Genomic DNA, 24,749 nt, shown 5'->3' with positions numbered 1-24,749 from the left:
CCCTGTCTCTTATCCACGGGCCTGCTTGACCAGACCGGCAATGACATCACGCACCGACATGCCTTCGGCACGGGCGGCGAATGTCAGTGCCATGCGGTGTTCCAGCACCGGTTCTGCCAGAGCATAGACGTCGTCGAGCGACGGCGCGAGGCGGCCTTCGTAGAGCGCGCGGGCGCGGGCGCAGAGCATCATTGCCTGGCCGGCGCGCGGGCCGGGGCCCCAGGCGACGTGCTTGTCGGTCGAGGCATGGCCCTGGCCGGGACGGGCCGAGCGCACGAGGCCGAGGATGGCATCAACGACCTTGTCGCTGACCGGCATCTGGCGAATGAGGCTCTGGATCTGCATTAGCCGCTCGGCATTCAGCACCGCCTGCGGCCTGGTTTCGGAAAGGCCCGTCGTCTCGAGCAGGATCTGCCGCTCGGCGGCGAGTTCCGGATAATTGACGTCGACCTGCATCAGGAAGCGGTCGAGCTGGGCTTCGGGAAGGGGATAGGTGCCTTCCTGCTCCAGGGGGTTCTGCGTTGCGAGAACGTGGAACGGCGTCGGCAGGTCGTAGCGCTGGCCGGCGACGGTGATGTGATATTCCTGCATCGACTGCAGCAGCGCCGACTGCGTGCGCGGCGAGGCGCGGTTGATTTCGTCGGCCATCAGCAGCTGGGCGAAGACCGGTCCCTTGACGAAGCGGAAGGAGCGGCGGCCGCTCTCGTCCTGGTCCATCACTTCGGAACCGAGAATATCCGACGGCATCAGGTCGGGCGTGAACTGGATGCGGTTGGCGCCGAGGCCCAGAACTTCGCCGAGCGTGGTGACGAGCTTGGTCTTGGCGAGGCCGGGAACGCCGACAAGCAGCGCGTGGCCGCCCGAAAGCACGGCTAGAAGCGTGTTCTCGACCACGCTCTCCTGACCAAAGATCACCTTCGAGACTTCTTCACGGACAAGGGCGATATCGGCAAGCGCCTTTTCGGCGGCGGCGATGATCGCCTTTTCATCGAGGCTGTCTTCGGTCTTCATCATACCCATCAGGCATCTCCAACGGCTAAATCATTCGTCGCGAATCGGCGGACTTACACCTCTGCCTCATACCCGATAGAGTTATGAAGATGTTGCGGGCTGACAAGTTCGTTTCGAATGACTATCTCGTGACTTCCTTCTCGTTAAGAGCAAACCGGGACAGAAGAATGGCAGGCGAAGAGATCAGGGCGAGCGAAGATGCCGCGGGGCTGGCCGCACTGATTTCGCGCGCGGCTGGCGAAACCGGTGGCAAGAGCCGCGGTCTTCCGCCCGTGGACAAGTGGAATCCGCCTTTCTGCGGCGATATCGACATGGAAATCCGCGCCGACGGCACATGGTTCTACATGGGCACGCCGATCGGCCGCGCGCCGCTGGTGCGGCTGTTCTCGACGGTTTTGCGCAAGGACGAGGACGGCAAGACCTACCTCGTGACTCCTGTGGAAAAAGTCGGCATCCGGGTCGTCGATGCGCCGTTCCTGGCGGTCGAGATGAGCGTGACGGAGCGCGACGGAAATCCGCTGCTGACCTTCCGCACCAATACCGGCGATGTCGTCGAGGCGGGCGAGGAGCATGCGCTGCGCTTCGTGATCCATGGCGACAACAGCGAACTGAAGCCCTATCTGCATGTGCGCGGACGGCTGGAGGCGCTGGTGGCGCGTCCTGTGATGTATGAGCTGGTCGAGCTTGGCGAGGTGATCGAGGTCGAGGGGCGCCAGATGTTCTGCCTCTGCTCCGGCGGCCGCATATTCCCGGTCATGCCGGCAGACGAACTGGATGCGCTTTCCCGATGACCGATCCCATTGCCTCCCGCTATCCGCTCTATTCGGCCGATGAATTCCGCCGCCGCGCCCTCAACCAGAAGGGCGGGCCGATCGATCTCGCCTGGCGCGATCACGGCGATCACCTGATCAATCAGGATCTGCTGCCCTATGTCGAGAACATCAAGCTGCGCGACGCGGCGGTTCTCGTGCCCGTTATCGATGACGGAGACGATGCCCGGGTGATCCTGACGAAGCGCACGGAGACGCTGCGCAAGCATTCCGGCCAGATCGCCTTTCCCGGCGGCTCGAGGGATCCGACCGACGACTCCCTGGAGATGGCGGCGATCCGCGAGGCGGGCGAGGAGATCGGCCTTGCCGACATGTTCATCGAGCCCATCAGCCGCCTGCCGGATTATCTGGCGGCGACCGGTTTCCGGATCACGCCGATCCTTGCCGTCGTCCGCCCCGGTTTCACGCTGACGCCGAGCCCGGATGAGGTGGAGAGCGTTTTCGAGGTGCCGTTGTCGTTCCTGATGGATCCCGGCAATCACACGCTCGACAGTCGCCCCTGGAACGGGGTGCAGCGCCAGTTTTACCGCATGCCCTATGAGCAATGGATGATCTGGGGCATTACCGCCGGCATCATCCGCACGATTTACGAAAGAATGTATGCATGACCAGTGTGGCTCACGAAGCCTGGTTTCAGGACCCGCGCCTTTCCCGCGTCTTTTCGCTGCTGAATGCCGATGGCGGCGAGGGCCGCGTCGTCGGCGGCGCGGTGCGCAACAGCCTGATGGGCATTCCGGTCAGCGATATCGACATGGCGACGACGCTGACGCCTGATGCCGTGATCGAGCGGGCGAAGGCGGCCGGCATCAAGGCGGTGCCGACCGGGATCGCGCATGGCACGGTGACACTGGTGCTCGAGGGCAAGCCCTTCGAGGTGACGACGCTCAGAACCGATGTCGAGACCGACGGGCGCCATGCCAAGGTTGCTTTCAGCACCGACTGGCAGGCCGATGCCGAGCGCCGCGACCTGACGATCAATGCGCTCTATGCCAATGCGGCGGGCGAGGTGATCGATCTCGTCGACGGTCTGGCCGATATCGAGAAGCGCAACATTCGCTTCATCGGTACTGCCGCCACGCGGATCACCGAGGACTACCTGCGCATCCTGCGCTTCTTCCGCTTCTTTGCCTATTACGGCACCGGGCGTCCCGATGCCGAGGGGCTGAAGGCCTCTTCGGCGGCGCGCTCCAAGCTCTCGACGCTGTCTGCCGAGCGCGTCTGGTCGGAAATGCGCAAGCTGCTGGCTGCCGATGACCCGGGCCGGGCACTGCTCTGGATGCGGACGGTCTCGGTGCTGAATGAGATCCTGCCGGAGACGGAGAAATGGGGCATCGACGCGATCCCGGCGCTTGTTGCCACCGAGCAGGCGCTGGGCTGGAAGCCCGATCCGCTGCTGAGGCTTGCCTCGATCGTGCCGCCCGACGTGCCGCGGCTCTCGGAGATGGCGGGGCGTCTCAAGCTTGCCAATGCGGAAGCCGCCTGGCTGAAGACCTGGGCGCTGACCGTTCCGGTCAATGACGAGCTGACGGCTGCGGCCTTCGACCGCGTGCTTTATCGCAGCGCCCCCGAAGGCGTGATCGCGCGGCTGAAGCTGGCGCTGGCGATTGCGCGCGGCAAGGCGGAAGGTGACATGAAGGAGATGAGCCGTTCGGCACGGCTCTCTAAGCTCCTGGAACAGGCGGAGGCCTGGACCAAGCCGAAGTTTCCGCTGAGCGGCGGCGACGTGATGGCGGCCGGCGTCACGGCGGGGCCGCGCGTCGGCGAGATATTGCAGACGCTGGAGAGCCAGTGGGTGGATGAGAATTTCGCTGCCGACCGGGCGGCGCTGCTCGCCCGGCTGGATGGCATCGTCAAATGATCAGGCCGCGTTCGCTTCGTTGCGGATGCGGGCCTTGATATTGTCGACCATGTTTTCGCGGATGGTGGTTTCGCCGTGAGCGGTTTTCATATGCTCGACCGCGCGGCGGACGACTTCGGCGTCGTCATTGGCGCGGGTGTGCCAGTCACAGCCTGGAACGAGCGTACCACATTCGAAAAGTCGCATTTTATCCTCCTTGATCCGGAACATGACAGGATCGCGCAAACTCACGCGTAGCTTGAATGTGCAAAGAGGGGAGAAGGTTCCGGCCGATCTGACAGGACCGGCCGGCATGGATTTCGCTTTATTCCGGCATCGCCCAGAAACGGTAGCAGTCCGAAGACTGGTAGGGCGTGTTGGAATTGGCGCTTTCACGGGTCTGGCCCTGCAGCTCTTCCGGCGATTTACCGCCTGCAAGCTGCAGCTTCACCTGCTCGATATAGCAGGAGAGAGGCAGGTCTGAACCGCTCTTTGCGCGCATGTCTTCGGCAAGACGGTTCAGGAATTCCGGGGCTTCGATTATGCGGGATGATTGCTCTGCATCCGCGGATGAACCGCTTTGTATCGTCATCGACAATCCTCCTCCGATTGTTATGCACATACAAATTGATTTAGAACGCGTTCACACTTCTTGAAGGCCAGTCACCGGGTTTTTACCCGTACGTTATCGTACAGTGTTCCGGTTACGGCCATTTTACTGTCGGCGGCATGGACGACAGAATCGACTCGATGTTGCCACCCGTCTTCAGCCCGAAGATGGTACCGCGATCATAGAGGAGATTAAACTCCACATATCGACCGCGACGAATCAATTGTTCCTCACGATCCTGTTCCGTCCACTGTTTGTTGAAATTGGCGCGAACAATCTGTGGATAAACTGCGGCAAAGGCCCTGCCGACATCCTGCGTGAAGGCGAAATCGGCATCCCAGCCGCCGGCTTCGGGGCTGGAATGCAGCCAGTCATAGAAGATGCCGCCGGTGCCGCGGGGCTCGTTGCGGTGCTTCAGGAAGAAGTATTCGTCGCACCATTTCTTGTAGGCATCGTAATCGGCGATGCCCTGATGCTGGCGACAGGCGAGCTCGAGCGCCTTGTGGAAGAGCTGCGTATCCGCGTCCTCCTGCGTGCGGCGCCGGTCGAGAACCGGCGTCAGGTCCGCACCGCCGCCGAACCAGCGGGTGGAGGTGACGACCATGCGGGTGTTCATGTGCACGGCGGGGACGTTCGGATTGACGGGATGGGCGATCAGCGAGATGCCGGAGGCCCAGAAGCGCGGGTCCTCATTGGCGCCGGGGATCTGGGCGCGGAAATCGGGTGCGAATTCGCCATAGACGGTGGAGGTGTGGACGCCGACCTTCTCAAAGACGCGGCCATGCATCATCGACATGCGCCCGCCGCCGCCCGCGCCATTGTCGCGCGACCAGTCCTTGCCGACGAAGCGGCCCGGTTCGCGATCGGACATTGGTCCGGCGAGTTCATCTTCCAGCGTCTCGAAGGTGGAACAGATCGTATCGCGCAGCTGCCGGAACCAGGTCTGCGCCGCGAGCTTCTTGTCTTCGATGTCGGCGGGAAGGCCTGCCGGCAATACTGGTCTTTCCATACTTACCCCCATAGGCCGCAGCCAAAGCCGCAACCCGTCATTCCTGATTGCGACGCCTCCTATCAGCTAGGAGCGCCAGTCGCCAGCGGGCGGAAGGCCGCAGTCAAGATTCGACTCGCAAATTAGCGGGTTCGATACTACGTTTTTCCGGCAGAGGTAGGTTTCATGAATAAAATTCCGGGACCTCCGTCATTCGACGGCTTGAAGCGCAGGATAGAGCGGCACCGCGCCGAGGGGACGCCCCGGACGGGCGGCGACCGGTTCGTGCGCGAAACATACAGACTGGCGCTCCTCGACGCGCGGGCGAAGGCCCGCGAGTGGTTTGCCGAATATCCGAAGGCGGCTTACTGGACCGAGGTCGAAAGCTGGCGCCAGCTCGACAATGACCAGATCGAGTTCACCATGCGGCGGCTGCCATCGGCGGATTGATCGTCTTTACTCAGCAGCATCCTTGAGACGGCTTTCGATGAGGAGGCCGTGCTCGTCCATGATCGGGTGGGCGACCGAGACGATATGGGCGTTGATGCGCTTCAGGTCGCGCAGCATGTCGAGATGCAGCGAGCTGGTCTGCAGGCTGTCGGCGCGGCCGTCGCGCAGGCGTTCCAGATGGCGCTCGGAGGATTGCTTCTCCATGCGGCGCACCTCGACCTTCACTTCCATCATCTGCTTGGCGAGCTTGAAGTCGCGGGTGACGAAGATGGTCTGGGCGATGCGCAGGTTGTCGATCGTCAGGTGGAAGAGCTTCTTCAGCTCCTCATAGCCGTCCTCGGAGAATTTCAGTCCGAGCGAAGCCTTCTTGGTGACCTGCGGCAGCAGGCCCTTTTCGATGATGTCGCCGATATGCTCGAGGTTGATCGCGTAGTCGATGATGACGATCGAGCGGCGGCCGTTTTCCTCGCTCAGGCCCTCGCGGCCGAGCTTGGAGAGATAGATCTTCACTTCCTGCTGCAGGCTGTCGACGCGCTTTTCCAGCGAGGGGATTTCCTTGAGCTTGGCGAGATCGTCTTTCTCGAAGGCGTCGGAGGCGCGCATCAGCATACGCTCGATGAGATCGCCGACGCCGAGCGTTTCGCGGGTGGCGCTGGCGAGCGCCACGACCGGCGTCGAGAGCTCGCCCTGATCGAGATATTTCGGCGCATTGTCGGGCTGCGCTTCTTCCGGGACCAGCCGCAGCATCAGCTTCGACAGCAGGCGCGAGAAGGGCCAGGCGAGTGCGGCGAGGATCAGGTTGAAGCCGAGATGGGCGTCGACCGGGAGCTTGGCGGGCGAGAGCGGCAGCATTTCCAGAATATCGGCGCCGTAGCCTGCGAGCGGCAGCGCGACAGCGCAGCCGATGGCGCGCACGATCAGATTGCCGAGCGTGACGCGCTTTGCCGAAGGCGGGCCGGAGAGCGAGGCGACGACCGGCGGAATGGCGCCGCCGAGATTGGCGCCGAGCACCAGCACGATGATCAGGCCTGCCGAGAGGATGCCGGTCGAGGCGAGCGACAGGATCAGCACGACGGCGGCAAGGCTGGAGGAGGAAATGAAGGCGATGCCGGCGGAGAAGGCCAGCGCCACCGGCCAGGCATTGTCGAGCAGGCCGATGAAGGCGGCGAGCGCCGGCGATTGGCGCATCGGCTCGGTGGCGCTGCTGAGAAGATGCAGCGACAACAGCATCAGGCCGATGCCGATCAGCGCCGTGCCGCCGCCCTGGCGGGAAGTCGAGCCGCTGCGATAGAGCACGATGCCGGCAAGGATGACGAGCGGCGACAGCCACTCGATGCCAGTCGCGACGATCCAGGCGGTGACGGCGGTGCCGACATTGGCGCCGAGGAGCACGATCTGCGCCATGCGCGGCTTGACCAGCTCACGCTCGACGAAGGAGGCGACCATCAGCGCCGTTGCCGTCGAGCTCTGCAGCGCGATGGTGGCGACGAAGCCGGAGAGGAAGGAGCGGAGACCGCTGCGGGTACCGGTTGCCAGCCCGGTTCTGAGCTTGGCGCCGAAGGCCCGCGACACGCCGTCCTTCACCTGCGCGAGGCCGAACAGCAGCAAGGCTACGGCACCGAACAGATTTATCATGACGATCGTGGATTCCATTATCAGCAGTCTTCTTCTTCACTGGTGTTTGCAATGCTGTGCAATCTTCGAATCACGTCATTGCCAATTCGTTGAAATTGCTGCGCAGTGACGGATTTTTGTTTGCCCGGCTAATAATAATAGGCCGATTTGACCGCAACACAACGCCGTTTGCGACATATTGCGGGGATGCTCCGTCATCTACGGCGGAGCCGCTGGAAATCAATGGTATTGGTAGTCTGTTACGCTCATCGGCTGCAGATGATTTGCGGCCGAAACGTGAAGATCAACGCGCCTGCGAGGCGAGAAAAACGGCGCGCTGAGCCTCGAAGGCGCGCTGATAGGCTGGGCGGGCTTCTCCACGGGCGACATAGGCCGCGAGGCTTGGAAATTCTTCGAGCAGGCCGGAGCTTTTCAGCCGCAGCAGAACCGAGACCATCTGCAGGTCGCCGACGCTGAAATCGCCGCCCAGCCAATCGCCGGTGCCGAGACTGTTCGCGAGCTCCGTCAGCCGGTTGCGGATGCGATCGGTGAGAAGGGGCAGGCGTTGCTCGTACCAGCTCTCGTTGCGCTCCGCATAGCCGGTCGCTTCGCGCTCGACGATGACAGGCTCGACGGTACTGACGGCGGCAAAGAGCCAGGCGATGGCGCGGGCGCGGCCAATCTGGTCGGTGGGCAGCAGGCCCGGAAACTGTTCGGCGATATGGAGCACGATGGCGCCGGATTCGAAGATTGCCAACGCGCCGTCCTCATAGGTCGGGATCTGGCCGAAGGGCTGGAGCGCCAGGTGGGCGGGCTGCTTCATCGTCTCGAAGGTGACGAGGCGGACGTCATAGGGCTGCCCGGTCTCTTCGAGCGCCCATCGCACCCGCATGTCCCGCGCCAGGCCCCGGCCGCGGTCGGGGGAGCATTCAAAGGCGGTGATGGTGATCGTCATGGCTGCCTCCTGTGGATTGTCTGTCTTGAAGACGTGCGAGCAATCCAGGTTCCGACATCGAATGACATTCGGCGTCGAGCGGCGCTAGAGCAGGCGGCCGCTGAGCTGCGAAGCCTGCCACGCCTTGAGGAACTCCGCTTCCCGCGCGACCCAGCGGACGGTGTTGCGTCCCCATTCATCGGCGCGGGATGCGTATTCTCCCATCAGCCAGAAATGGCGGACGATGACGAAGTGCAGGGCGGCCTCGAAATCGTCAGCCTTGATCGGCCGGATGGCGCGATAGGCCTCGATGAAGGCCGACCATCTGCGCGTCGAACTTCGGCCGAAGGAGACGTTTGCCCACAGGAAGACGGAGAGGTCGTAGGCAAGGTAGCCGGGGCCGCTGTCGTCGAAATCGAAGAAAACGGCTTCGCCGGCGGCATCGATGCGGGCGTTGAAGCCGTGGCAGTCTCCATGGCAATAGGTCCATGTCAGCTCGCCGAAGGCCTTGATTGCGTTGCTGGTCTCCTCCGCCAGGCGCTCGAACTCCTTGAAGACATCGGGGTCTTCGACGAGGCCGCTCTGGCCTATCCGGGCCAGCGGCTGCCACAGCAGGTAGTCTAGTTCCAGCCGGTAGCGCGCCTCTTCGGCAGAGAAGCTTTCGGCCGCATTGTGCAGCATTGCCAGCGTCTTGCCGTGGGCGCGTGCGTCGTCGAGGTCAGCCGCATCCGGTTCGCGCCCATCCAGCGCCTGGAAGAGAACGCCGGGGCGCGGACCCTCGGGCGCATCGGTTTCGACGAAGAAGCGGCCGTCCCGCGTCTCGATCGGGGCGGCGACGGGAACGCCTGATCGGGCAAGGTGTGTCAGGAATGCGGTCTCGCTTCTGACATCGGCGGGGCCGCGTGCCCGGTGCTGCGACAGGCGGAATATGTAACGCTCCGCGTTCTGGCCGGTGATGCGGTAGACATCGTTCAGCCCGCGCTCCAGCATCTGGCAGGAGACGGGCGCTTCGATCGGATAGTTGTTCTCGACAAGCCTGGCGATCGCGTCACAGCGCGCCGTCGAATATAGCGGCGGAAAATTGAGTATGACCGATGCTCCCCGGCTGCGCCCTCACTTCGATGTGGAGGATTGCGCGAGCCGGGCGAAAGTCAAGTACCGATCAGCAGTTGCATGTTCGTGCGTTCACCGGTCCAGCCAGGCCGCGAGGCCATCCAGCGTCTGCAGGCCGTATTCGACCGCGCCGAAGCCGATGACGAAGCGGCGGCGTTCGGGGGTGGGGTGGAGCTGGCGCATGGTCAGTACCGTCTTGCCGTCGGACTGCTCGTCGAAGGTGACGGTGACGCGGAAACGATTGGGATCATCCGAATCCTCCGCTCCGTGCTCCATCACGATGCGCTCGTCCGGCACGATCTCGAGGAAGCGGATCAAATTGGCAAAGCGCTGCTGCTTGCCTTCGAACAAGCCGACCATGTCGAAGCGCCAGATGCCGCCCTCGCGGATGTCGGCTTCATGGTTCTCGATCGCGAGATCCTTGGGGCCATACCATTGCGCCAGCGCAGCTGGGTCCATCCAGGCTGCGAAGACCTTGTGGCGCGGATGGTTCAGCACCTTGACCAGCACGATTTCCCGGTCGAGCGACCAGGTGTCAAACGGATTTGCCATGTCCTTCATCATCCTCTTGGCTGTCGATATAGGCTTCCAGCCGGTCGAGCCGGCCGGTCCAGCGCTTGCGTTCCGATATCATCCAGTCGGCGGCCTCGTCGAAACGGGCCTGCACCAGGCGGCACCAGCGGCTGCGGCCGCGCTTCTCGCTGGCGATCAGGCCGCAATCCTCCAGCACCTTCAGATGCTGGGCGAAGGAGGGGAGCGTCATGTCGAAAGGCTCGGCAAGCACGGTGACCGGGACTTCGCCCTCGATCAGCCGCGAGACGACGGCGCGCCGCGTCGGGTCGCTGAGGGCGTGAAAGGCGAGGTCGAGTGGGGTCGAATGGTAAGGCATGTGAATCAGTAAAACGAGTTCACCCCGCAGTCAACGACCATAAGGTACTTGCCTTAGTGTTTCGGATCTATATAAAGGCACTTGCCTTAGTATTCGTGCTTCAATGATTGGGGCGGCTAGGTGCAACTTCGCAAGGAGGGTTCCAGTGGCAGTACGTGTCGACCTCATGATCTCGCTCGATGGTTTCGCAACGACGACGGACCAGACGCCCGAAGTTCCGTTCGGTGAAGACTGGCCGCGTCTCGTCGGCGCCTATATGGCGACGCGGACGTTTCGCGAGCGGGTCTTCAAGGATACGAGCGGGGCGGGGACGACTGATATCGATGACGACTATGCCCGGGAATATTTCGAGAATGTCGGCGCCGAGATCATGGGTGCCGGCATGTTCGGCCTTCACAATCACCCTGACGATCCCGACTGGCAGGGCTGGTGGGGTGACCAGCCGCCGTTCCAGGTTCCGGTTTTCGTGCTCACCCACAAGGCCCGCCCGTCGCTGGAAATGGCCGGTGGCACCACCTTCCATTTCATCAGCATGACGCCGCAGGATGCGCTGAAGCAGGCCACAGCGGTGGCCAACGGCCGGGATGTGCGGGTCGGCGGCGGCCCGACCGTCGTTCGCGAGTTTCTCAAGGCTGGGCTGGTCGACCGCCTGCATGTGGCGATCACGCCGATCCTGCTCGGGCGCGGCATATGCCTGTGGGAGGATCTGCGCGGCCTGGAGGCTGGCTATACGGTCACGTCGGAAACGGCGCCGAGCGGCGTCATCCACCTGACCTTCCATCGCTAGCCGCGACGCCGGCGAGCTCCCAGATATCGACCTTCTCGGCGCGCCCCTTCACCTCGACGAGGCCGAGCGGGCGGAATTCGAAGCTGTCGATGACGGCGTCGCGGGTTGCGGCGCTGACCAGGATCGAGGTGCCGAACTGCTTGTTCAGGCCCTCGAGGCGGGAGGCGACGTTAATCGTGTCGCCCATCGCCGTGTATTGCTGCCGCGAGATGGCGCCGAAGCTGCCGACGACGGCGGGGCCGGTGTGGAGGCCGAAACGGGTGAAGAGTTCCGGGCGGCCGCTCCTCCGGTTCTTTTCGTTCAGGACGCCGATCGCCTGCTTCATGGCAAGCGCGCAACGGCAGCCATGTTCGGCATGATCTTCGTCCGGCACGGGCGCATTCCACATGACGAAGATGGAATCGCCGAGATATTGCACGACGGTGCCGCCGTGGCGTTCGGCGATCGCGTTCAGCAGCTCGAAATAGGCCGAGAGCGTATCGACGACATCTTCGGGGGAGTGCCGCTCGGCGATGGTCGTGAAGTCCTGGATATCGGTGAAGAGCGCCGTCACCTCCTGCCGCTTGGCTTCGGCGAGCGCTCGCCCGTCGGAATTGACGATGCGCCGGACGACCTCGCGGGGAACGTAGAGCGCGAACTGGCGGATGGCGTGGCGGCTTGCGGCCAGTGCCATTGCCAGCGTGTTGATCTCGGTGATCCAGGAATGCGAGACGGGCTTTTCGCGCATGTCGAGATCGCCGATCAGGCGCGCTTCATCCGCCAGCCGGTTCAGCGAGCGGCTGACCATGCGCGATAGCGCGATCGACGCCACGACACCGGCGATCAGGAAGGCGGCGGCGATCAAAAGGTTATGGACGAGCAGCCGGTCGGCCTGCGAGACGAGATCGTCGAGCGGAACGATGATCGCGGCGACATCGCCCTTGAACAGGCCGGAGACTTCGACAGGAGCGATCTGGATCAGGTGAGGGGCGCCCTCGATCTGCAGCCGCGCCAGGCCGCCATTGGCAAAGGCCGGATCGTGGCGAAGCCGTGCGACGGTCTGCAGGCTGGTGTCGAGACTGCCGGCGGTCGCATCGCCTGTGCCCGGGCCTTTCGTCCAAGCCCGCAGCAGCTTCTCCATGACGCCCGGATCGGAATGGGCGATGAGCGCGTCACTGCCATTGACGATATAGGCGCGCGCATTCGGCGATATGCCTTCCGCATGAAGCAGGCGGCTGACCGTCTGGAGGTGGATGTTGATGCCGACCACGACGGTGGGATCGTCGCGCATCGGGGCCGCGACCGTCAGCGTCGGGACACCCAGCGTTCCCGCGACATAGGGGCCGACCGAGATTGCCGCGCGGCCCTCTATTGCGGAACGGTACCAGGGCCGCTCGCGCGGATCGAAGGAGGCATAGTCGATGGGCCGTTCACCCAGCGAGGCGGACTGATTGTCGAGAAAGCGGAGCGTCGAGGTGACGCTGCCGGTCTGCCGCCCGGCGATCGTGCGGATTGCGAAGGCGGCGCCGTCAGGGGCGGCCAGCGTCTGGCGGACGTCGCGCCGCGTGGTGCTGATCACCTGCAGATAGGAGCCGTCAGGATAGCCGGTATAGATGCTGGTGGCGTTCGGGATGTTGCGCAGCACTTCCAGAAAGAAATCCTGCTTGGCCTGCAGATCCTGCAGCGGCGGGGAGGCGAGCTGCGGTAGCGTGGAGGCCAGCGCTACGGTCTCGGTGCCGCCCTGCAGCGTGTTGCGGTAGCCCTCGATCAGCCGCAGGCTCATCTCGCGCATCTGCTGCGCCCCGGCGCTGACGGCGGCTTGCTTGCCGTGGCTGAATGCCAGCCAGATGATCGGCGTGGAGGTGCAGAGCAGCGATCCCACGACGAGGACGCCGAGATGCAGTCGCAGGGGTTTGGACCAATGCACGCGATGTCCCTCGCAATGCGGACATGTCTCAGCTTTTCATATCGTTTCGATGCCGGCGGAGGGGCTTCTGGCCGGCATCGCTTTCACGCGGGCCTACGGCTAGACGGCGTCGGGCGTGGTTCTGAGGTTGGTGACGACGCGGCGGTTCTGCACCTTGCAGGAGCGGTCGGTGCAATCGCGCACTTCGCGGTCATTGCCATAGCCCTTGGCCCACATGCGCTTCGGGTCCACACCCTTCGACACGAGGTAGGCCATGGCCGCATCGGCGCGCTTCTGCGACAGCGACTGCATCGCCGCTGGCGAGCCGGAATCGTCGGCGAAACCCTGCAGCTTGATCAGCCAGGTTGGATTGCGCGCCAGCCATGCCGCCTGATTGTCGAGCGTCGCCTTGGCGACGGAATCGAGGGCGGCGGAGTCCTGCGTGAAATAGGTGCGGCGGCCGACATTGAGGATGAAGTCTTCCTCGCTTCCGGCGCTGACATTCTCGAAGCCGGGCGCGGGGTCGTTGGTCTCGCCGGTCATCGGCGTGGCGGGCGGCTCTTCCACGGAGGCGGTGAGATTGCTGGTGGTGCAGGCAGAGAGCGAGAGCAGGATGGCCGCCATGCAGGCAAGGCGGCTGAGAGATCCGTTCGTTGCGATCATCGGGGCGCTTTCCTCATTGAACCGGCGGCTGGGCAGCCGTTGCAGGCTGGGCAACCTGCGCCGCCGTTTCAGCCTGATCGGCGATATGCGGCAGGACCTGTACGGCGGTGCCGATCGGGCAGCGCTGGTAGAGGTCGATCGCGTCCTCATTGAACATGCGGATGCAGCCGCTGGAGGCGTCCTTGCCGATGCTCCAGGGCTCGAGCGTGCCGTGGAACCGGTAGCCGGTATCGACGCCGTCGCGGTGCAGGTACATGGCGCGCGGCCCGAGCGGGTTCTTCGGCGAGCCGCCGGCGACGAATTCCGGCAGTTCCGGATGGCGCTTGCGCATTTCCGGCGGTGGCGTCCATCGCGGCCAGAGCGACTTGGCGTCAACAGTGGCGCGGCCGAACCACTGGAAGCCCTCGCGGCCGACGCCGACGCCATAGCGGATCGCCGTCTTGTTCTCCATGATCACATAGAGAAAGTGGTGGCGCGTATCGACGACAACGGTGCCGATCGGCTCGGTGCTGAAATATTTGACGACCTGGCGGCGCCAGCGCTTGTCGATCTTGGCGAAATTCGTGCTTTGGTAGGTCACGCCATTATCGACGGCGGGTCCGGCAAAGTAGGAGGCTGGCGCGGCAAATGCCGGATGCTGAAATGCACCGGCACCAAGTAACGCAACGCCCCCGCGGATAATATCCCTGCGCTTAAACTCCATCGGCCATTTCCCCCAAGCCAAGCAGTTGGGCGCAGTAAATCAGATTTTCTCTATGTCTCAAGATGGAATCTTGGATGGAGCTGCTGAAATCTCAGTTTCAGGCCGTCGCATTACTCGCGCCGCCGATGCCGATATTGCCGCTCTGCGCCAGGAAGCCGTCGAGAATGGCATTGAGGCCATCGAGGAAAAGCTGATCCTGCGACAGGCTGGCGTAGTCCGCGAAGGCGGCCGTCAGCAGCGGGTGCGTACCGCTTTCGTCGGGCGACAGCTGCGGCGGGTGCTCGGCTTCCGATTGCTCTTCCATGACGAAGCCGACGGTGAAACGCGACAGCGTGATCAGGATGCGGAGCGCGAGATTGGCGGTGAGGCCCCGAGCCACCAGGAAGGCGAGCTGCCGTTCGGCCGCGTCGTTGTCCGATGCTTCGGACCGTGAGCCGGCATGGATGCGAGCGCCGTCGCGGACGCTCAGAAGCGCGCGCCGGAAGCTCTGATGGCTTTTGACGAGGAAGGATCTGGCATCGTCGCCGTCATCGGGAAGGCGGGCCTGGTGGGACGAGTGCATTATTGCTGCGTTCATCGCGTCCATCAGTTCGCGCTTGCCCTTGAAATGCCAGTAGATCGCCGGTTGCTGCACGCCCAGCCGGGCGGCGACCATCCGGGTCGAGAGCTTGTCGAGACCCACCTCGTTCAGGAGGACGAGGGCTTCGCGGACGATATCTGTCTGTGTGATCTTCATGGCGGCTCCAACTTGACGGCGGAATTTATCATCGATAAGTGAACTTATCGATGATAAATTTGAGTGAGCGAGCATGGAAAGCGGTGTTGTGAATGTTGGTGGTATCAAGCTGGCCTTCGACCAGTTCGGCCGCGATGGCGATCCTGTTATCCTGCTGATGATGGGAAATAGTGCGCCGGGGATCGTTTGGCCGGATCGCTTCTGCGAGGTCCTTGCGGATGCGGAGCTTCGGGTCATCCGCTACGATCAGCGCGATACCGGGCTTTCGACCTATGTCGATTTCGAGGAGCGGCCCTATACGCTCGACGATCTCGTCAGCGATGCCTTCGGGCTGCTCGATTGTCTCGGCATCGAACGCTGCCATGTTGCCGGTCTGTCGCAGGGTGGGGTGACCGCATTGATGGCGGGGCTCAAATATCCAGCGCGTGTTGCCAGCATCACGACACTGATGTCGTCTCCCGATCTCGGACCCAAGAACGATGCCTTCACCGGTAAGCCAGAAAAACCGGGACAGCTGCCGCGACCGGCGCCTGATTACGTCCGGGCGGTGATTGCGCTGAACAGCGTCCCGGCGCAATCGGATGAGGATGCAGCCCGGCGCTTTGTCGAGAACTTTCGCTTGGCGGCTGGGCCGAAGTCGCCGTTCGACGAGGGCTTCTGGCTGGCGATGGGGCGGGCGGTCGTCGCGCGCCGCCATGCCGGGCTGGCGAAGATGGCGAACCACAGCAATCACAGCAAGGCGCAGATCGCGACGGCGGCTTTGACGGCTGCGGATCTAGCTCGCCTCGATCTGCCCTGCCTTGTTATTCACGGCAGCATGGACCCGATCTTCCCGTCTGCCCATGCCGAATGGGCAGCGGACATGCTGCCGCGAGCTGAGCTCTCCATCGTTGCGGATATGGGGCATGCGCTCGATCCGGCCTTCATCGAACCGGTCGCCTCGCGCATCGCGGCCTTCGTGCGACAGGCCTCGTAGGAACCGTCAGCCCCAGACCGTCTGGCGCATCGCTTCGCCGGTCATCATCGCGGCGGACACCGCGACGTTGATCGAGCGTTGGCCTTCGACCATCGGGATCAGGATGCGGCTGTCTGCCTTGTCGTGGACGTGGTCGGGCACGCCGGCGCTTTCGCGGCCGAAGAGCAGGATGTCATCCGGGCGGAAGGCGAAGCTGGTATAGGGGCTGGAGGCCTTGGTCGATGCCAGGATGAGGCGGCGCCCTGTGGTTGCGCGCCATTCCTCGAAACGATCGAAATTGACGTGGCGGGTGAGCGCCGCCATCGCGAGATAATCCATGCCCGAGCGCTTCAGATTGCGATCGGAAATGTCGAAGCCGGCGGGCTCGATCAGGTCGACGCCGAAACCGAGGCAGGCGGCCAATCGCAGGATCGTTCCCGTGTTGCCGGGAATGTCCGGCTGGTACAGCGCCAGTCTGAGGTCGGTCATCGCAGTCTCCAGAACAATGTCGACCGGTCCTAGAACATGTGTGTTTCGGGTGCAACAAGGCGCATTTTGACCCCGAAATGTTCAATTTCCGCCGATTTTCGGCTGGAAATTACGCGATTTTCGCGTTATCGGTGCACATCTTCAATCGCCAGCAGGGAGGGCCGACATGAATATTGTGCTGCTTATGCGCCTTCCAGTCGTCGAACGACCACTGGTGACACGGCGCGCTTAAGGCGCATCGTTTTCTCAAAATCCCCCATTTTGATCCATTGCGCGGCTGTTATGGCCTCGTTCCCAAAGCGTCCCGCTCCCATATGAGCTCATGCGCGGATTTGCGCGAGCCGGGAGGCGGGACGATAAGTTCCGGAGCATTTTCATGTTTGGCTGGTTCGAACAGCGGTTGAAACCCTTTCCCGTCGAGGAGCCCGTTGCGCCTCCGCGGGGGCTCTTTGCCTTCTGCTGGCACTATACGAAGCCGGCAGCGCCCTGGCTGACCGCCATGGCAGTGCTGACGGCGCTGATTGCTATCGGCGAAGTGGCGCTTTTCCAGTTTCTCGGCGATATCGTCGACTGGCTGACAAATGCCGACAAGGCGACCTTCCTCGAAACCGAGTGGCCGCGGCTGGCGATGATGGGCGCCCTGATCCTGATCGGCCTGCCGCTGGCGGCGGGTCTGGATTCGCTGATCATGCATCAGGTGCTGCTCGGCAATTACCCGATGATCGCCCGCTGGCAGATGCACCGCTTCCTGCTTCGTCACAGCATGACCTTCTTTGCCAACGAGTTCGCCGGACGCGTTGCGACCAAGGTGATGCAGACGTCGCTGGCGGTGCGCGAAACGGTGATGAAGATCCTCGACGTCTTCGTCTATGTCGTCACCTATTTCATCTCGATGATCGTGGTGATCGCGGCGGCGGACTGGCGGCTGATGATCCCGATCCTCGCCTGGCTCGGCATCTATGTCGGCATCGTTTCCTATTTCGTGCCGCGGCTGCGCAAGATCGCCGCGCAGCAGGCCGATGCCCGCTCGATGATGACCGGGCGCGTGGTCGACAGCTATACGAATATCGCGACGGTGAAGCTGTTTTCGCATGCCGGGCGGGAGGAAAGCTACGCCAAGGAAGGCATGGACGAGTTCCTGCAGACGGTCTACCGCCAGATGCGGCGGGTGACGCTGTTCCACATGTCCGTCTACATCAACAACTGCGTGGCGCTGTTCGTGATCTCCGGCCTGTCGATCTGGTTCTGGCTGAACGGCCAGATCTTGGTCGGCGCGATCGCCATTGCCATTGGTCTCGCAATGCGCGTCAACGGCATGTCGCAATGGATCATGTGGGAGGTTTCGGCGCTCTTCGAAAACATCGGCACCGTCTATGACGGCATGGAGATGATGACGAAGAGCCACGACATCACCGACAAGCCGGGCGCGCCGCCGATGCAGGCCAAGCGCGGCGCGATCCATTACGAACGGATCGGCTTCCACTACGGCAAGGGCAAGGGGATCATCGAAAACCTGTCGCTCGACATCAAGGCCGGCGAGAAGGTTGGTCTGGTCGGCCGCTCGGGCGCCGGCAAGACGACGCTGATGAACCTGCTCTTACGCTTCTATGATCTGGAAGCCGGGCGGATCACCATCGACGGACAGGATATCTCGGCGGTCTCGCAGGAAAGCCTGCGCGCGCTGATCGGCGTCGTGACGCAGGATACCTCGCTGCTGCACCGCTCGATCCGCGACAACATCGCCTATGGACGTCCTGAAGCGACGGACGCGGAGGTGATCGAGGCGGCGAAGCGGGCGAATGCCTGGGAGTTCATCGAAGGGCTCTCCGACATGCATGGCCGCAAGGGGCTGGATGCGCAGGTCGGCGAACGCGGCGTCAAGCTCTCCGGCGGCCAGCGCCAGCGTATCGCCATCGCCCGTGTCTTCCTCAAGGATGCGCCGATCCTGGTGCTCGACGAGGCAACCTCGGCGCTCGATTCCGAAGTGGAAGCGGCGATCCAGGAAAACCTCTTCGCGCTGATGCAAGGCAAGACGGTGATCGCGATCGCCCACCGCCTGTCGACGCTGACGGAGATGGACTGGCTGATCGTGCTCGACAAGGGCAAGATCATCGAGTCAGGCTCGCATGGCGAACTCGTCGGCCACGGCGGCATCTATGCCGACCTCTGGACCCGCCAGTCCGGCGGCTTCCTCGCCGATCACGAGGCGGAGCCGGAAGAAGCGGCGGAGTGATTCGGAAAGGCCCTCCCGGCGAAAGCGGGGAGGGCCTTTTTACTATGCGCTATGACGTTTGGCCGTCAGCTCGAAGCCGAGAGATTGCATGACCGCCAGAACGGTCTTCAGCGTCGGGTTGCCGTCTTCCGCAAAGGAGCGGTACAGAGCTTCGCGGGCGAGGCCTGTTTCCTTGGCGATCTCGCTCATTCCGCGCGCCCGGGCAACGATGCCCAGTGCGTGGGCGATGTAGCCAGCGTCTCCGCTTTCAAACGCGTCTTTCATGAACTCATCGATAGCAGCATCAGATTTCAGCGCATCTGCTGGGTCGTAGGCATGTAGCTTCTCAGGCATTTCCTTGATCCAACTCCTCGGCGAGTTTCTTAGCGAGTGCGATATCACGCGTCTGCGAACCCTTGTCGCCGCCGCAAAGCAGGACGACCAGTTCGGTGCCTCGCCACGTCAGATATACGCGATAGCCAGGACCATAGTGGATTCGCAGTTCGCTGATCCCGCCGCCAACCGGCTGAACGTCGCCCATCAGGCCGTAGCTTAATCTCGTGAGCCGTGCAGCAATCGCAGCGCGGGCGCGCTCGTCTTTCAGCTTTCGCTCCCACTTTCGATAGGTATCGGTCTGCGAGAGCTTGATAGACATATGTGTGATTTATAAATCACAAATCGCAAGCAATCAAGCCTGCCTACAAACTATCCGCCCAATCCGTGACGCGGTGGGTTTCGACCACGAACATGGCGTTGGCGCTGGCCAGTGAGCGCAGGTCGAGGAGGCGGCGTTCTTCCTCGCGTTCCAGCCATGCGGCGATCGCCTCGCCGACGATGGCCGATGGTTCGATGCCGAGATGATTTGCGACGTCCTGAAGTCTTTCCGCAAGCGGAAGCGGAATATGCGCTTTCAGCATTTTCGTTTCCATGCCGGGGTATCTCCGTTGAGCGGCGATTGTACTCCGAGATTGTGTTGAGGTCAGCGGCATTCAACGGCCCTCACGCCGATATTATCGAATATTACCAAAATATAAGGTTGTGGCGAGAGGCGATGCTCTTTGCCGCTTTTGGGTTTCAGCCTATATCGGCGATATGTTCTTGCGCCCCATCCTCAGCCTGTTCGAAAACTGGGTCGATCCCTTCCGTCCGCGCGCCAAGATCCAGCCGCCGCGTTCGACGCTGGGTTTCATCTGGTTTTATATCGGCCAGGCGCGCTGGCCATTCGTCGCCATGCTTATCCTGGGCGGAATTTCGGCGGCGATCGAGGCGGCGCTGTTCTGGTTCGTCGGCCGGCTGGTCGATATCCTCAGCACGATCAAACCGGGTGTCGGCTGGAGCGGATTGCTCGCCGATCACGGCGGCGAGATCTTCGGCATGCTGGCGCTGATCGGCATCGTGCGCTTCGTCGTCGCCTTCCTGACGGCGCTGGTCGATCAGCAGGTGATCACGCCGGGCTTCTACAACCTGGCGCGCTGGCAGTCCTATCTGCATGTCTCGCGCCAATCGCTGCATTTCTTCCAGAGCGATTTTTCAGGCCGCATCGTCACCAAGGTGTGGTCGGCAGGGCAGGCGGTCGGCGACCTCGTGACGTCGCTGATGGAGAGCGTCTGGTTCGTCGGCATCTATGCGGCGACGACGCTGTTTCTCGTCGCGCGGCTGGATTTCTCGCTCGCGGCGGTCGTGCTTTTCTGGCTCATCGCCTTCGGCGTGCTGGCACGCTATTTCGTGCCGCGCATCCGCTATCACTCCCGCGAGACGGCCGAGGCCGCCTCGATGCTGAACGGCCGCATGGTCGATTCCTACAGCAATATCCAGACGCTGAAGCTCTTCGCCCGTGACGAGGAAAGCGACCGCTACATGCGGCAGGGCTTCGATATGTACCAGGAAACGGTGCTGCGCTTCACGCGCTTCATCACCGGCGTGCGTGCCTCCATGGCACTGCTGTCGGGTCTGATGATCGTGACGATGGCGGGCCTCAGCGTCGATCTCTGGCTGCGCGGTCTCGTGAGCTCCGGTGCCGTTGCCTTCTCGCTGGCGCTCGTGCTGCGCCTCAACTTCCTGCTCGGTCGCCTGATGACGCAGTTCAACGGCATCATGCGCAATCTCGGCACGATCCAGAACGCCGCCGAACTGATCTCGCAGCCGCTGGGTCTGGTCGACAGGCCGGATGCGAAGGAACTGGTGATCCGCGAGCCCAGCATCCGCTTCGAGAATGTCTCGTTCCACTACGGCAAGGGCAAAGGCGTCATCGACAATTTCTCGCTGACGATCGCGCCGGGCGAAAAGGTCGGCATCGTCGGCCGCTCCGGCGCCGGCAAGTCGACGCTCGTCAGCCTGCTGCTCCGGATGTACGACGTCGAGGGTGGACGGATTCTTGTCGACGGCCAGGATGTTTCTGCGGTGCGCCAGGAAACGCTGCGCATGCAGATCGGCGTCGTCAGCCAGGATACTTCACTGCTGCACCGCTCGGTGCGCGACAACATCCTCTTCGGCCGTCCGGATGCGGGTGAGGGCAAGCTGATCGAGGCGGCGACCCGAGCCGAGGCGATGGGCTTCATCGACCGGCTGCAGGATCAGAATGGCCGCAAGGGCTTCGACGCCCATGTCGGCGAGCGCGGCGTAAAGCTCTCCGGCGGCCAGCGGCAGCGCATCGCCATTGCCCGGGTGATGCTGAAGGACGCGCCGATCCTTGTGCTCGACGAGGCAACCTCGGCGCTGGATTCGGAAGTGGAAGAGGCGATCCAGTCGAACCTCAACCGGATCATGGACGGCAAGACCGTGCTTGCCATCGCTCACCGGCTCTCGACCATTGCGGCCCTCGACCGGCTGATCGTCGTCGATCAGGGCAAAATCATCGAGGAAGGCACGCATGAGGCACTGATTGGGAGGGGCGGGCTCTATGCCGAGCTGTGGGCGCGCCAGTCGGGCGGGTTCCTCGCGTCGGATGATGGGGACGCCGGGGCGCAAAGCGGGCGTGAGGCGAGCGTGGTCTAGACCTTAGGCGCAAACGCCCTGCAAACCCGCGAAGCCTGCGGATTGACTTGAAAATTTCATCTGAAAATTCCCGCGACATTGTGCCGTCAGCCCCTTGTCAAGGCTGGACATAATTTGCGATCAAGCATAGAACGCGCCGGATTGGCGGGGAATCTATGGCCGAATTGTGTCTTTGACTGATTCGCCGTCGAGAGGGGCAGGGCGGAATTCCGCAAAAATTCGCAGAGGATGGTTTAGCCGTGAGCGAACACGATACGACAAGCGGGGCTTCAGCAGAGCCCACTCGCCGTGATTTCCTTTATCTCACCACAGGTATGGCGGGTGCAGTCGGCGCTGTTTCGGTCGCATGGCCGTTCATCGATCAGATGCGCCCGGATGCATCGACGCTGGCACTGGCGTCGATCGAAGTCGACGTTACAAGCTTGACGCCCGGCATGTCGCTGACGGTCAAGTGGCGCGGCAAGCCGATCTTCATCCGCAACCGTACGCCGGAAGAGATCAAGGCTGCCGACGATACGCCGATGGCAGACCTCAAGGATCCGGTTGCACGCAACGCAAACCTTCCTGCAGACGCTCAGGCGACCGGCATCGACCGCTCGGGCGGCAAGGGCAAGGAAAACTGGATTGTCATGATCGGTACCTGCACCCATCTCGGCTGCGTGCCGCTTGGTCAGGCCGGCGAATATAACGGTTGGTTCTGTCCCTGCCATGGTTCGGTCTACGACACGGCCGGCCGCATCCGTAAGGGTCCGGCGCCGCAGAACCTGGCGATTCCGACCTTTTCGTTCGTGTCCGACACTAAGATCAAGATCGGTTGAGGGGAGACTGATACATGAGTGGCCATTCCAGCTACGAGCCATCAACCGGCTTGGAAAAATGGATCGACGCGCGCCTTCCGCTGCCGCGTATGATCTATGACAGCTTCGTTGCATACCCGGTTCCGCGTAACCTGAACTATGCCTACACCTTCGGTGCCATGCTTTCGGTCATGCTGGTCGTTCAGATCCTGACCGGTATCGTGCTTGCCATGCACTACGCCGCCGACACGTCGATCGCTTTCAACTCGGTTGAAAAGATCATGCGTGACGTCAACCACGGCTGGCTGCTGCGCTACATGCACGCCAACGGCGCATCGTTCTTCTTCGTTGCCGTCTACCTGCACATTGCCCGCGGCCTCTACTACGGCTCGTACAAGGCACCGCGCGAAATCCTCTGGATTCTCGGCGTTGTCATCTACCTCCTGATGATGGCGACGGGCTTCATGGGCTACGTTCTGCCCTGGGGTCAGATGTCCTTCTGGGGCGCGACCGTTATCACCGGCTTCTTCTCGGCCTTCCCGCTGGTTGGCGAGTGGATCCAGCAGTTCCTGCTCGGCGGCTTTGCCGTCGATCAGCCGACGCTGAACCGCTTCTTCTCGCTGCACTACCTGCTGCCCTTCATGATCGCAGGCGTTGTTATCCTGCACATCTGGGCGCTGCACGTCACCGGCCAGACGAACCCGACCGGCGTCGAAGTCAAGACGAAGACGGACACCGTCCGTTTCACGCCTTACGCAACGCTCAAGGATGCGCTCGGCGTTTCGATCTTCCTGCTCGTCTACGCCTACTTCGTCTTCTACCTGCCGAACTTCCTCGGTCACGCCGACAACTACATCCCGGCTGACCCGTTGAAGACCCCGGCTCACATCGTTCCGGAATGGTACTTCCTGCCGTTCTACGCGATGCTGCGCTCGATCACCTTCAATGTCGGTCCGATCGACTCCAAGCTCGGCGGCGTCCTCGTGATGTTCGGCGCGATCATCGTGCTGTTCTTCCTGCCGTGGCTCGACACCTCGAAGGTCCGTTCGGCCGTTTACCGTCCGTGGTACAAGCTGTTCTACTGGCTGTTCGTGATCAACGCGATCATCCTGGGCTGGCTCGGTTCCCAGCCTGCCGAAGGCCTGTTCACCACCATCTCGCAGATCTGCACTCTGCTCTACTTCGCTTTCTTCCTGGTCGCCATGCCGGTGCTTGGTCTCGTCGAGACGCCGCGCCGCATTCCGAACTCGATCACTGAAGCGGTGCTTGAGAAGCGTGCCAAGTCTGCGGCCAAGGCATAATCGAGCGGCGGAAGGAAATAGAAACATGAAAAAGCTTGTTACAAGCATTCTGTCGCTCGCAGCCGTCGCCGCTTTTGCCGGCGCTGCTTTCGCCGAGGATGCAGCACCGGCCGCCGGTGCAGCTCCGGCCCATCACGAGGAAAGTGCGACCCCGCACTATCCCCTGAAGGAGCCGACCGAGGAAAAGTGGAGCTTCGCAGGTCCCTTCGGTCACTATGACAAGGGCCAGCTGCAGCGCGGTCTGAAGGTCTACACCGAAGTCTGTTCTGCCTGCCACTCGATGAACCTCGTGCCGTTCCGCATGCTGAGCAACCTCGGCTACTCGGACGCGCAGGTGAAGGCATTCGCGGCAAATTACGAAGTCCAGGACGGTCCTGATGCCAACGGTGAAATGTTCACCCGCAAGGCTGTTCCGTCCGACCACTTCCCGTCGCCCTATCCGAATGCGGAAGCGGCTGCAGCCTCCAACAACGGTGCGGCGCCGCCGGACATGTCGCTGCTCGCCAAGGCTCGTGAAGTCGAGCGCGGCTTCCCGCAGTTCGTCTTCGACATTTTCACCCAGTACCAGGAAAGCGGCCCGGACTACATCCACTCGCTGCTGACCGGCTACCAGGATCCGCCGGCTGGCTTCCAGGTTCCGGCTGGTGCGCACTACAACCCGTACTTCCATGCCGCTGCAGCCTTCGCGATGCCGAAGCCGCTCTCCGACGACCAGGTCACCTATGACGATGGCTCGCCGCAGACCGTCGACCAGTATTCGCGCGACGTTTCTGCCTTCCTGATGTGGGCTGCAGAGCCGCATCTCGAAGAGCGCAAGCGCACCGGCTTCATGGTCATGGTGTTCCTGCTGATCTTCTCGGGTCTCATCTTCCTGACGAAGCGTTCTGTCTACGCCAGCAAGGACCACTGAGCGGGTTCGATACCGATTGCAAAAGGCGGCCTCCGGGCCGC

28 protein-coding genes are annotated in these 24,749 nt (G+C 62.5%); 11 read left to right on the top strand and 17 right to left on the bottom strand.

All coding sequences use genetic code 11. The annotated features are described in order from the left end of the window. Nucleotides 1–9 precede the first annotated feature (9 nt). The gene (locus ACEN84_RS22135; RefSeq protein WP_199627134.1) at nucleotides 10–1,020 is read right to left on the bottom strand and encodes an AAA family ATPase; all 1,011 of its coding nucleotides are present in this window, start codon (nucleotides 1,018–1,020) and stop codon (nucleotides 10–12) included. 158 nt (nucleotides 1,021–1,178) lie between these two features. Here ACEN84_RS22135 and ACEN84_RS22130 point away from each other — a divergent pair, with 158 nt between their 5' ends. From ACEN84_RS22130 to ACEN84_RS22120, 3 genes are read left to right on the top strand one after another with little or no spacing between them, the layout of a single operon-like run. Continuing rightward, nucleotides 1,179–1,802 (top strand): DUF1285 domain-containing protein, encoded by a 624-nt coding sequence (locus ACEN84_RS22130; RefSeq protein WP_413709921.1) that lies wholly within the window; start codon nucleotides 1,179–1,181, stop codon nucleotides 1,800–1,802. Next, the gene (locus ACEN84_RS22125; protein WP_112719359.1) at nucleotides 1,799–2,449 is read left to right on the top strand and encodes a CoA pyrophosphatase; all 651 of its coding nucleotides are present in this window, start codon (nucleotides 1,799–1,801) and stop codon (nucleotides 2,447–2,449) included. The genes ACEN84_RS22130 and ACEN84_RS22125 overlap by 4 nt, the downstream gene beginning before the upstream one ends. Then, complete coding sequence (locus ACEN84_RS22120) at nucleotides 2,446–3,699, top strand: CCA tRNA nucleotidyltransferase (RefSeq protein WP_413709920.1); 1,254 nt, start codon at nucleotides 2,446–2,448, stop codon at nucleotides 3,697–3,699. Before ACEN84_RS22125 ends, ACEN84_RS22120 begins: the two co-directional genes overlap by 4 nt. Here the strand turns inward: ACEN84_RS22120 and ACEN84_RS22115 are convergent, their stop codons facing one another. The 3 genes from ACEN84_RS22115 to hemF form a co-directional block, all read right to left on the bottom strand. Beyond that, on the bottom strand, nucleotides 3,700–3,885 hold the full coding sequence (locus tag ACEN84_RS22115; protein WP_112386239.1) for a DUF1059 domain-containing protein: 186 nt from the start codon (nucleotides 3,883–3,885) through the stop codon (nucleotides 3,700–3,702). It lies immediately after the preceding gene. Between the two features lie 118 nt (nucleotides 3,886–4,003). Beyond that, complete coding sequence (locus ACEN84_RS22110; RefSeq protein WP_112719357.1) at nucleotides 4,004–4,270, bottom strand: hypothetical protein; 267 nt, start codon at nucleotides 4,268–4,270, stop codon at nucleotides 4,004–4,006. Between the two features lie 112 nt (nucleotides 4,271–4,382). Next, the gene (gene hemF / locus ACEN84_RS22105) at nucleotides 4,383–5,297 is read right to left on the bottom strand and encodes an oxygen-dependent coproporphyrinogen oxidase (protein WP_112719356.1); all 915 of its coding nucleotides are present in this window, start codon (nucleotides 5,295–5,297) and stop codon (nucleotides 4,383–4,385) included. Nucleotides 5,298–5,462: 165 nt separating this feature from the next. Between hemF and ACEN84_RS22100 the strand changes: the two genes are divergently transcribed. Further along, nucleotides 5,463–5,726: a hypothetical protein gene (locus tag ACEN84_RS22100; RefSeq protein ID WP_112719355.1), complete on the top strand. Its 264-nt coding sequence runs from the start codon at nucleotides 5,463–5,465 to the stop codon at nucleotides 5,724–5,726. 6 nt (nucleotides 5,727–5,732) lie between these two features. Here the strand turns inward: ACEN84_RS22100 and ACEN84_RS22095 are convergent, their stop codons facing one another. The 5 genes from ACEN84_RS22095 to ACEN84_RS22075 form a co-directional block, all read right to left on the bottom strand. Continuing rightward, nucleotides 5,733–7,379, bottom strand: coding sequence for a Na/Pi cotransporter family protein (locus ACEN84_RS22095; RefSeq protein ID WP_112719354.1), 1,647 nt, complete (start codon nucleotides 7,377–7,379; stop codon nucleotides 5,733–5,735). A 265-nt stretch (nucleotides 7,380–7,644) separates the two neighbouring features. Beyond that, nucleotides 7,645–8,295: a glutathione S-transferase family protein gene (locus ACEN84_RS22090; RefSeq protein WP_413709919.1), complete on the bottom strand. Its 651-nt coding sequence runs from the start codon at nucleotides 8,293–8,295 to the stop codon at nucleotides 7,645–7,647. Nucleotides 8,296–8,379: 84 nt separating this feature from the next. After that, nucleotides 8,380–9,363, bottom strand: a complete 984-nt coding sequence (locus ACEN84_RS22085) for a phosphotransferase enzyme family protein (protein ID WP_413711341.1) — start codon at nucleotides 9,361–9,363, stop codon at nucleotides 8,380–8,382. A gap of 96 nt (nucleotides 9,364–9,459) precedes the next feature. After that, the gene (locus ACEN84_RS22080) at nucleotides 9,460–9,948 is read right to left on the bottom strand and encodes an SRPBCC family protein (RefSeq protein ID WP_203430094.1); all 489 of its coding nucleotides are present in this window, start codon (nucleotides 9,946–9,948) and stop codon (nucleotides 9,460–9,462) included. Beyond that, nucleotides 9,923–10,276 (bottom strand): ArsR/SmtB family transcription factor, encoded by a 354-nt coding sequence (locus ACEN84_RS22075; RefSeq protein WP_413709918.1) that lies wholly within the window; start codon nucleotides 10,274–10,276, stop codon nucleotides 9,923–9,925. Before ACEN84_RS22075 ends, ACEN84_RS22080 begins: the two co-directional genes overlap by 26 nt. Before the next feature lie 145 nt (nucleotides 10,277–10,421). On the opposite strand from ACEN84_RS22075, the gene ACEN84_RS22070 reads away from it, so the two are divergent. After that, nucleotides 10,422–11,063 (top strand): dihydrofolate reductase family protein, encoded by a 642-nt coding sequence (locus ACEN84_RS22070; protein WP_413709917.1) that lies wholly within the window; start codon nucleotides 10,422–10,424, stop codon nucleotides 11,061–11,063. Here ACEN84_RS22070 and ACEN84_RS22065 read toward each other — a convergent pair. The 4 genes from ACEN84_RS22065 to ACEN84_RS22050 all read right to left on the bottom strand — a co-directional run bounded on the left by ACEN84_RS22065 (nucleotide 11,038) and on the right by ACEN84_RS22050 (nucleotide 15,050). Beyond that, on the bottom strand, nucleotides 11,038–12,969 hold the full coding sequence (locus tag ACEN84_RS22065) for an adenylate/guanylate cyclase domain-containing protein (protein WP_413709916.1): 1,932 nt from the start codon (nucleotides 12,967–12,969) through the stop codon (nucleotides 11,038–11,040). The genes ACEN84_RS22070 and ACEN84_RS22065 overlap by 26 nt on opposite strands. A gap of 99 nt (nucleotides 12,970–13,068) precedes the next feature. After that, the gene (locus tag ACEN84_RS22060) at nucleotides 13,069–13,611 is read right to left on the bottom strand and encodes an OmpA family protein (protein ID WP_413709915.1); all 543 of its coding nucleotides are present in this window, start codon (nucleotides 13,609–13,611) and stop codon (nucleotides 13,069–13,071) included. Nucleotides 13,612–13,624: 13 nt separating this feature from the next. Next, nucleotides 13,625–14,314 carry a L,D-transpeptidase gene (locus ACEN84_RS22055; protein ID WP_112719347.1) on the bottom strand — a complete coding sequence of 230 codons (690 nt, stop codon included), beginning with the start codon at nucleotides 14,312–14,314 and terminating at the stop codon, nucleotides 13,625–13,627. Between the two features lie 97 nt (nucleotides 14,315–14,411). Continuing rightward, nucleotides 14,412–15,050, bottom strand: coding sequence for a TetR/AcrR family transcriptional regulator C-terminal domain-containing protein (locus ACEN84_RS22050; protein WP_413709914.1), 639 nt, complete (start codon nucleotides 15,048–15,050; stop codon nucleotides 14,412–14,414). Between the two features lie 73 nt (nucleotides 15,051–15,123). Between ACEN84_RS22050 and ACEN84_RS22045 the strand changes: the two genes are divergently transcribed. Beyond that, nucleotides 15,124–16,026, top strand: coding sequence for an alpha/beta fold hydrolase (locus ACEN84_RS22045; RefSeq protein ID WP_413709913.1), 903 nt, complete (start codon nucleotides 15,124–15,126; stop codon nucleotides 16,024–16,026). 6 nt (nucleotides 16,027–16,032) lie between these two features. Here ACEN84_RS22045 and ACEN84_RS22040 read toward each other — a convergent pair whose 3' ends face one another. After that, complete coding sequence (locus tag ACEN84_RS22040; protein WP_413709912.1) at nucleotides 16,033–16,494, bottom strand: tRNA (cytidine(34)-2'-O)-methyltransferase; 462 nt, start codon at nucleotides 16,492–16,494, stop codon at nucleotides 16,033–16,035. 376 nt (nucleotides 16,495–16,870) lie between these two features. Here ACEN84_RS22040 and ACEN84_RS22035 point away from each other — a divergent pair, with 376 nt between their 5' ends. After that, a complete protein-coding gene (locus ACEN84_RS22035) occupies nucleotides 16,871–18,727 on the top strand; it encodes an ABC transporter ATP-binding protein (RefSeq protein WP_413709911.1) in 1,857 nt (618 codons plus the stop codon). A gap of 42 nt (nucleotides 18,728–18,769) precedes the next feature. Here the strand turns inward: ACEN84_RS22035 and ACEN84_RS22030 are convergent, their stop codons facing one another. The 3 genes from ACEN84_RS22030 to ACEN84_RS22020 are packed head-to-tail and all read right to left on the bottom strand — an operon-like array spanning nucleotide 18,770 to nucleotide 19,635. After that, entirely contained in the window at nucleotides 18,770–19,060 is a 291-nt protein-coding gene (locus ACEN84_RS22030; RefSeq protein WP_130277826.1) for an addiction module antidote protein, read from the bottom strand. Continuing rightward, a complete protein-coding gene (locus ACEN84_RS22025; RefSeq protein WP_413709910.1) occupies nucleotides 19,053–19,361 on the bottom strand; it encodes a type II toxin-antitoxin system RelE/ParE family toxin in 309 nt (102 codons plus the stop codon). Before ACEN84_RS22025 ends, ACEN84_RS22030 begins: the two co-directional genes overlap by 8 nt. Nucleotides 19,362–19,404: 43 nt before the next feature. Next, on the bottom strand, nucleotides 19,405–19,635 hold the full coding sequence (locus ACEN84_RS22020) for a CopG family transcriptional regulator (protein ID WP_130277828.1): 231 nt from the start codon (nucleotides 19,633–19,635) through the stop codon (nucleotides 19,405–19,407). A 163-nt stretch (nucleotides 19,636–19,798) separates the two neighbouring features. On the opposite strand from ACEN84_RS22020, the gene ACEN84_RS22015 reads away from it, so the two are divergent. The 4 genes from ACEN84_RS22015 (at nucleotide 19,799) to ACEN84_RS22000 (ending at nucleotide 24,708) form a co-directional block, all read left to right on the top strand. Beyond that, nucleotides 19,799–21,700, top strand: a complete 1,902-nt coding sequence (locus ACEN84_RS22015) for an ABC transporter ATP-binding protein (RefSeq protein ID WP_413709909.1) — start codon at nucleotides 19,799–19,801, stop codon at nucleotides 21,698–21,700. A 239-nt stretch (nucleotides 21,701–21,939) separates the two neighbouring features. Then, the gene (petA, locus tag ACEN84_RS22010; RefSeq protein WP_112719339.1) at nucleotides 21,940–22,518 is read left to right on the top strand and encodes a ubiquinol-cytochrome c reductase iron-sulfur subunit; all 579 of its coding nucleotides are present in this window, start codon (nucleotides 21,940–21,942) and stop codon (nucleotides 22,516–22,518) included. A 14-nt stretch (nucleotides 22,519–22,532) separates the two neighbouring features. After that, on the top strand, nucleotides 22,533–23,798 hold the full coding sequence (locus ACEN84_RS22005; protein WP_112719338.1) for a cytochrome b: 1,266 nt from the start codon (nucleotides 22,533–22,535) through the stop codon (nucleotides 23,796–23,798). Between the two features lie 25 nt (nucleotides 23,799–23,823). Further along, nucleotides 23,824–24,708, top strand: a complete 885-nt coding sequence (locus ACEN84_RS22000) for a cytochrome c1 (protein WP_112719337.1) — start codon at nucleotides 23,824–23,826, stop codon at nucleotides 24,706–24,708. Nucleotides 24,709–24,749 lie beyond the last annotated feature (41 nt).

The organism is Rhizobium sp. Rhizsp82 (assembly GCF_047325115.1).
Classification (GTDB): domain Bacteria; phylum Pseudomonadota; class Alphaproteobacteria; order Rhizobiales; family Rhizobiaceae; genus Rhizobium.
This window is presented reverse-complemented; position numbering and strand designations above follow the sequence as displayed.